The organism is Undibacterium sp. GrIS 1.2, assembly GCF_040544435.1.
Taxonomy (GTDB): domain Bacteria; phylum Pseudomonadota; class Gammaproteobacteria; order Burkholderiales; family Burkholderiaceae_D; genus Undibacterium.
On the sequence record NZ_JBEONP010000105.1, the window covers coordinates 1 to 6,091 of the forward strand.

The following is a 6,091-nucleotide window of genomic DNA, read 5'->3' on the forward strand; positions in this document are numbered from 1 at the left end:
CTCATAATGGAAGGCGCAGATGATCTGTCTTTTGCCGACCAATTTTATGCTTTGGCAGGAAAAATCCGCTCTGTTTAATGATGGGCGCAATCCGTATGCCAAGACTCCGTCTTGGGTTCGCTATTGCGACAGAACCGCATTTTAACTTGCACGGGGAATTTGATTTCTCGGATGAGAAAATGATTGATTCGGTCGGACTTACCAATCCAAAAAATCAACTACCCCGGAAAAATTGAATAATATGGATGAGAAAATATCTCGAAATAACGACCTCTCAGAACGCGCGGTATTCAATGAATTGATGCTTAGATGATGCAAAGTATAGATTGAGGCAAAAAAACGCCTCATTTATCAATTCTGTGGAACTTTAGCGCCGTTTGTGCAAAAACACCCAACATTTTATCTCCCTGAGATTTATTAATCGATGGCAAGGATATGCAAGCATCATTTTATTTTGCGTTGTACGCCATCGGTCAATAGCACGAAATGTGCCAATTAAATTTCTCAAGCAATTTCAAGCACTTACATTCCCGATGGAAATAAAAAGAGTTAAACTGTAAAATTTTTCGACAAATTTTAATTAAGTTTTGGCTTGATGAATGGTGGTTTGATGAACAATAGCTTGATTTATCTCCGCCGTTATTTGGTAAGAACGCAGGCGCGCCGCATGATCAAAAATTTGTGAAGTAATCATCAGTTCATCCGCACCGGTCAGCGCGATAAAATCTTGCAACTGGCGCTTCACCGTTTCGGCAGAACCGATGGCCGAACAAGGCAGAACCTGATCGAGCAAAGCGTGTTCCTGCGGGCCTATCTTGCTCATATAATCAGCTACCGGCGGCGGCAATCGCGCCGGGCGTCCACTGCGCAGATTGACAAAGGCTTGCTGCATCGACGTAGCGTTCAGCTTCGCTTCGTCATCGGTATCGGCCGCAAACACATTAAAGCCCAGCATCACATACGGTTTTGCCAAACGCTTCGACGGTGTAAAGGTAGCGCGATACAGCGCAATTGCCTGCATCATTTGTGCCGGAGCAAAATGCGAGGCGAAGGCATACGGTAAGCCCAGCGCCGCTGCCAGCTGCGCGCCAAACAGGCTAGACCCCAGTATCCATATCGGCACATTCAAACCCACACCGGGAACGGCACGCACAGCGCGCTTTTGCTCGGCTGAGAAATAATCCATCAATTCAACGACGTCTTGCGGAAACTGATCCGCGTCCAAGCTCAGATTACGGCGCAAAGCGCGCGCCGTAGTCTGATCAGAACCGGGTGCACGACCCAGACCCAGATCGATACGTCCGGGGAACAAGGATTCAAGCGTGCCAAACTGCTCGGCAATCACTAACGGTGAATGATTCGGTAGCATGATTCCGCCAGCGCCAACCCGGATGCTAGAAGTGCCTGCCGCGACATAGCCGATCAGCACGGCAGTTGCGGCACTGGCGATACCCGGCATGCCATGGTGCTCTGCCAGCCAAAACCGCTGAAAACCCCAGCGTTCGCCATGCTGGGCGAGGTCTAAGGTATTGCGAAATGACTGGGCAGCGTCGCTGCCTTCAAGGATGGGGGAAAGATCAAGTATCGAGAAAGGTATCATTGGCGCGTCATGGTCATTAAAGTCGCTCCATCATAGTACGACTTGCTCATACTTGCTGATCGCCTAGCTGGACTCAGTTTGAATCGCTTCGGGTTCATTGAGTAAAGATTGTATGGCGCGATCAAATGCCGGGGCGAATTCGACCGTCCTGATGGCGCCTTCTCGCAAACCCTTGATTGAGTTTGACGACTTGATTTTTAACCCAGAATTTCCATTAGGATTGGCAATGATGATGGATGCACTTTTCGAGGCAGTTTTGCTACGAATGAGGCGCCAATAGCGAGCTATTGTCCACGAAGAGCAGAAAAAATGACCGAAAATGCGCCATCAGCATGCCAATAGCACCGCAGGTGCACATGATGCGCATGGCGCACCTGGCAAGCATGTACTCGTCGCGTTTGGAGACAGTTCTAACATTCCGCTATGAAGCCAATAAAATATAAAAATGTGAGAACTGATCCAGTGACGCTATGTTGATGCAGTAAATAGAGACAAGCTAGGCTTAGAAAAATCCAGACATCGCGTAAGCGGTCTTTTTAAACATCAGTGTCTCAGCTTCTTCCAATTTCAGATTCACTTTATTCGCCGTTGTGACTACACGGGTGCGATATTCCTTTTGATTGGACACTTCTGATACTGTTTGACGGCTAGTGCCAGCGTCAGAGACTTTGGCATCAACTTTGGTGTCCTTACGAACGATCGCACCATTCTTTGTGCGTTCTTTGATCTGAATATCACAAACCAACATGTAGGTAACATCTTTGACGAGCGATCCGGAAATCATTTCTATCGCGCCGAAAGCTAAGCCGCCAGCAGCAGCACCGCGATAATAATTATTGCTATTGATTAAACTACCGGCCACGGCACCTGCCACCACGGCACCGCCCATGTAACCTTGATGCAAAGCGGATTCAGCCGCAGTTGGGCTAGTTTTTTCGAGATTAAGTACGTAGGCCACCATGGTGAACTGCGCATGATCCGGATCATCGACCAAACGGTAGCCATTGTCATTGGCTGAAAATTGTTCTGCGACAAATGTCTTAAACGCTTTACGATCAAATTCCATGACGCCGCTTTTTACATCCAGGAAGATGGTTCGTTTGTCTTTGGCTACGGCATCAACAAAAATAGCTGTGCTGGTACGCGCCTGAACATCCAGATCTTTTTTTGAAAGTGCTACTTGAGTTGCAGCGCAGCCAGCCAAGATTGGCACAACTAAAAATAATGGCGAAAATTTAATGAACGACTTGATTGATGTAAGCATGAGCTTGATTCCTAAATAGGTATGTTGTAAAAATAACGCGAAGAACTATTACCAGTAACGACCGTAATAATGGTGGTAATAGCGACAATTTTGATAACCACTCCAACCATACTGGTAAATATCAGCGCAGGTATAGCCGTTTTGCCAATGTGCTGGTGCCTTAGTTTCGACCGGCTTCAGGTTTTTGGCCATCGCGTCTTTGATGAATGCATCCACTTTTGCTTCATCTGCCACAGAAAAGGGTTTTTCCATGACCTCAGCATTGAGTTTCCTCTGCATTTCAGCCATTTCTCGTTCTGTTTGCGCCGAGGCGAAAGAGGAAATAGCGGCGCAGAGAACCATGAGGGACGAGAGGGTGACACGTAACAAAACATTCATTCAAACTTCCTTTTCTGCTCTAAAAAAACATCAAAATAATACCCAAAAAAAATCGCCTTTTATAGGGTCGTTCCAAAACCTGAAAATTATAAACCAATTTCAATGTAATTAATTTAACTTTTTTTTGAGCGAGTAATCGATTAAATCGAGGCTTTATGCGCCCAATACAGGTCCGCACGCTTTGACAATGTGAGGTTTTACAGCTGAATCTAGCCTACAAAAAATCTCGATTAAAAAATAATTTAAACAAATTCAAAAGCAATGCGCATTATCCATGCGCCTTCTGGAAGCAAAACAGGCTAGAAGGCCCATGAACATTGCGCTATTGAATTCAATATTCTAAAAATTCTCATCAATCGGCGTCACTATCGACGTCACCTGAAGTCACTGCTTTGCTGCGTTCGCTATCAACTTGTGCCTTGAGTTTTTCGGCAGCGGACATGAAGTGATTCAGACTTTGGTCTTTGCTGATTCTCAGCGATGGCGGGTACAGCTCGGTCATGTAAAGTTCATCAGCAAGTTTGCCGCTGCGCTGGTAATTGGCCATCAGCATAAAACCAGAACCAAGTAGCGCGATCAACCCAGCAGTTATCATCAGACGGCGTGGCGAGCGTGCCTTAATGGTCTTCAGGTGGAAATACAAAGTGACGGCAGCGATGGCGAAATAAAAGTGGCTGCCGTAACGACTCAGCACTTCCCACGAAAAAGAAAACGCCATGATACCTGTCGTATAACTGGCGATTTCTGCCGCTAACATCCCGCAAGCGGCGATGAATACATGCCTGCCGAAGCGTGCATGGCCGCCGAATAAACGGTTTGCAAACGCCCAGACAGCGCTCCATACCAGGCCAACGCCAAGTATCCCTGCCATCGCCATGAAATAATGTACCGGCGGAAACTTCTCGGTATCCCCAGACCAGACACTGACCAGCGCCATTGCGGCGATCATCAAAGCGCCAGTAACGGCTGGACGCCATCCTTCCCAGTTGTAATTACTGGTATCAAAAGCCTCTTCTTCAACAATAAAATTAGCCGCCCGAATTCGCAAGCTGGTTTGCCCTAGACGCACGACGCTATGCCCGCCGATGGTGACCTGCGTCTGGCGTTTGCCACCATGTATCAAGCCGTTGCGGCTATCCAGATCACGTATCAGTAATTGTCCGTTTGCGTCAGTGTCTACAACGGCATGATGCGCGGCGGTATGCACATCATCGAGGATCACGTCATTGTCGTAGGCACGACCTATGTGTATCGGCAAATGCGCCACCTGGTGACGATGCAATACCTCGCCTGCGCGCGATAAAATTTCGATGAAGTAGCCGGCTTTCATTGTTTGCTCCCTCTGGTGATGGAAGCGAGGAATAGCCGAGAGACGCGCAAGCCATTATCGTAAGAGACGCCTTTGGTATCGAGCCGGCTTTGCAGGCTCATTAAAGCCTGATCCGTGCTGGCGGTGAACAGCGCAAAATCATATAGCCCAGCAAACTTGCGGTAAGCCCGCACGCACATTACGGCGCGCATGGATAAACTTTGATTCGCGATAAATTCTTCCGTGCAGCTCGGCGTGGTCAAGCGGGTATCTTTGTTGCCGACATTGAGTTGATTTTTAAAATTATTACTGAGCATGTGCGAGAAACGTAAGGAATCAAGCTCTTTACTGCGCGTAAATCGATGTTGGATGGCGACGTGTCCGGTTTGCATCTGGCCCGATACAAAAATCGCTGACTCCATCTGACAATTGACCTGATCTACCGTGTAAGGACTATCGGGCTTGGCATTCGAGCGCCCCCAACACCGTACTTGCTCAGACTCCCTTACCGGCACCTGGTAGGGACCCAGCGCCTTTTGTGCCAACGGGCTTTCCAATAATTTATTAACCATCACGTTTTGATGAACGATCAGTTGCTGGCCCACTTCGGCGTTGAAGTCTTTCGGCGTTTTTTTATTTTGTGCCTGTTGCAGTCTGACCTTGTTGAGCAACTCAACAACGAAGCGCGCCGGCACCAAAAAACTGACTAGTTCACCATCGGTACGCTTGGCGACGTTAACGCCGGCGATCTTGCCATCCACGGTGACATTGGGGCCGCCGCTCATGCCCGCGTTGATCGGACCGGTGAACATGAACTGATCATAAAAAGCGCGCCCGATGATGCCGTTGTAAGCACCTTCCGAAATGGCAAAACCCAAATCCAGCGGATTACCCAGCGAGTAAAGATATTGGCCCTGATTGAGCGTTGACAATTGCGCGACCAGTTCTGGCACCTGAAAGAAACCCGTGCCTTTGCGGCTGACGCGTACTACCGCCAGATCGTGCAGCACATCGACCGCTAGCAGCTCCACACTGCCACGCTGGCCATTGGTATCAACGAATTCACCGACGTAAATATCTGGCTCCAGCGCGATCTGCGACATTACATGGTAATTGGTCACCACCAAGTCGCTGGTACCAATCATAAAGCCCGATCCTACCGATGATTGGGTGCGGCCGTTTTTGAGTAGGACGCGCACCTGTAACAAATCGTTTTTGGCCGATGCATACAGTTTTTGTGCCGCTGACGAAGGCGCTGCCAAAGGCGCGGGTTCCATCGGCTCTTCCGGCAAGGCAGGCGCAACACTCGCCGCCAAGGCCAAGCCACTGGAGCAAAACAGTAGTAGCGCGAAGCATTTTAATTTCATGCAATTCTTTCAGGACAAGGGGGGTGATCAGGCTTGGGCGTGAACTTGAAGTGGGAGATCGAAACGCCCGAGTTAATGGGGTGTTTTTGCACAAACGGCGCTAAAGTTCCACAGAATTGATAAATGAGGCGTTTTTTTGCCTCAATCTATACTTTGCATCATCTAAGCATCAA

General features: G+C 48.4%; 5 protein-coding genes. All 5 read right to left on the bottom strand.

The window, feature by feature from the left end; all coding sequences use genetic code 11:
- Window positions 1-580: 580 nt before the first annotated feature.
- Window positions 581-1,600 (bottom strand): LLM class flavin-dependent oxidoreductase, encoded by a 1,020-nt coding sequence (locus AAKU61_RS21855; RefSeq protein ID WP_354335661.1) that lies wholly within the window; start codon window positions 1,598-1,600, stop codon window positions 581-583.
- A 502-nt stretch (window positions 1,601-2,102) separates the two neighbouring features.
- Window positions 2,103-2,864, bottom strand: a complete 762-nt coding sequence (locus tag AAKU61_RS21860; protein WP_354335663.1) for a complement resistance protein TraT — start codon at window positions 2,862-2,864, stop codon at window positions 2,103-2,105.
- Window positions 2,865-2,912: 48 nt separating this feature from the next.
- A complete protein-coding gene (locus AAKU61_RS21865; RefSeq protein WP_354335665.1) occupies window positions 2,913-3,242 on the bottom strand; it encodes a hypothetical protein in 330 nt (109 codons plus the stop codon).
- 352 nt (window positions 3,243-3,594) lie between these two features.
- Window positions 3,595-4,572, bottom strand: coding sequence for an FHA domain-containing protein (locus AAKU61_RS21870; RefSeq protein ID WP_354335667.1), 978 nt, complete (start codon window positions 4,570-4,572; stop codon window positions 3,595-3,597).
- Window positions 4,569-5,918, bottom strand: a complete 1,350-nt coding sequence (locus AAKU61_RS21875) for a S1 family peptidase (protein ID WP_354335669.1) — start codon at window positions 5,916-5,918, stop codon at window positions 4,569-4,571. The genes AAKU61_RS21870 and AAKU61_RS21875 overlap by 4 nt, the downstream gene beginning before the upstream one ends.
- Window positions 5,919-6,091 lie beyond the last annotated feature (173 nt).